Genomic DNA, 1229 nt, shown 5'->3' on the forward strand with positions numbered 1-1229 from the left:
ATGAACAACTCCCACTAAACGCTGCGCGTTTTGAAGGAGTTTCAAAAAGAAAGCCTAAGCTACCTTTTTAGGCTGGTTCCCAGCCTGAATACCTAACGCCCAGTTTAAGTTAACTTGCGCACTGGCTACATCGCGGGGCTTCTCACAACCACATTCGCATGAGTGCCAGCGGTCTGCTAAGGATTTCTTCTTCTTAGCTCCGCAGTCTGGGCAGGTTTGACTTGGCTTAACTTGCTTTGTTGGTACTTCAACAAATTCGCTACTAGCTTCTTCCGCTTTGTATCGCAGTAAATTAAGAGTCATGGCTGGCGCGGTGTTCAGAATTTCCCGATTCAGACCAGCCTTTTGTTTCACCATTTTTCCGTTTTTCTCGACAGTACCTTTGGCACTACGAGTCATGTTCTTAACGGTGAGTTTTTCGGTGGCGATCAATGCCGCCACTTCAACTAATTTTGCAGTTTCTTTATGAGTAAAATCGAGTCTTTGACGGGCGATTTTCTGGTGGAGTTTGGCAATTTGATGCTTTAATTTTCGCTGGGTGCGAGTGCCTTTTTTCGCTAACGCGAGGTCACGTTGTAAAGAGGTTAATCGCTCTTTGCTGTTTCTGAGGTAACGGGGGTTTTCGACTTGCTCAAAATTACCATCCTGATCGATAGTCGAAAAGTAATGAGAAACACCCCAATCCAAGCCAACAGCTTTAGTGCCACAGTTTCTCTCAATGGTGTCATACTCCATTGAAACTGAAATGAACCACTCACCATTCTTTCGGATGATTTCGGCAGTTTTCGGCTTGCCTCCTGTGTTTCTAGCTTTACCTCGGATCTTAACGATACCAACATCAGCCAAATAAACAGCACCATGCTTTTTTTCTTTCAGGTTGAGCTTCCAACCATCACCATGAGCCTTGTAGCCCCAACCTTTAAAGCGTTGAAATGGTTTAAAACGTGGGAATCCAGCTTTCTTATCACCTTTTTTGAGCCGTCTAAAAAAACCGTCAAAAGCCAGTGCAACACGTTTTAATGTGACTTGCTCACTCTGAGCATTAGCATTGAAAATGCCATGCGCTTTACGATTATTACGCCACAGAGTGTTGATTTTGCACTGTTCGTGAAAGTTAAGACTGTAATTAGAATCACGATATGTTTCGATGCGATCACGTAAAGCCCAGTTGTACAACTGGTGATGGTGGACAAACAAATCCATCAGCGATTCTTCTTGAGAAACTGATG

General features: G+C 43.9%; 1 protein-coding gene. It reads right to left on the reverse strand.

Annotated elements, in window-relative coordinates; all coding sequences use genetic code 11:
* Positions 1–54: 54 nt before the first annotated feature.
* On the reverse strand, positions 55–1229 hold a 1175-nt coding region (locus tag AAEZ22_RS18060), incomplete at its 5' end, for an RNA-guided endonuclease InsQ/TnpB family protein (protein WP_352298344.1).

The sequence above is a fragment of the Pseudoalteromonas sp. 20-MNA-CIBAN-0454 genome, assembly GCF_040308685.1.
GTDB lineage: Bacteria > Pseudomonadota > Gammaproteobacteria > Enterobacterales > Alteromonadaceae > Pseudoalteromonas > Pseudoalteromonas nigrifaciens.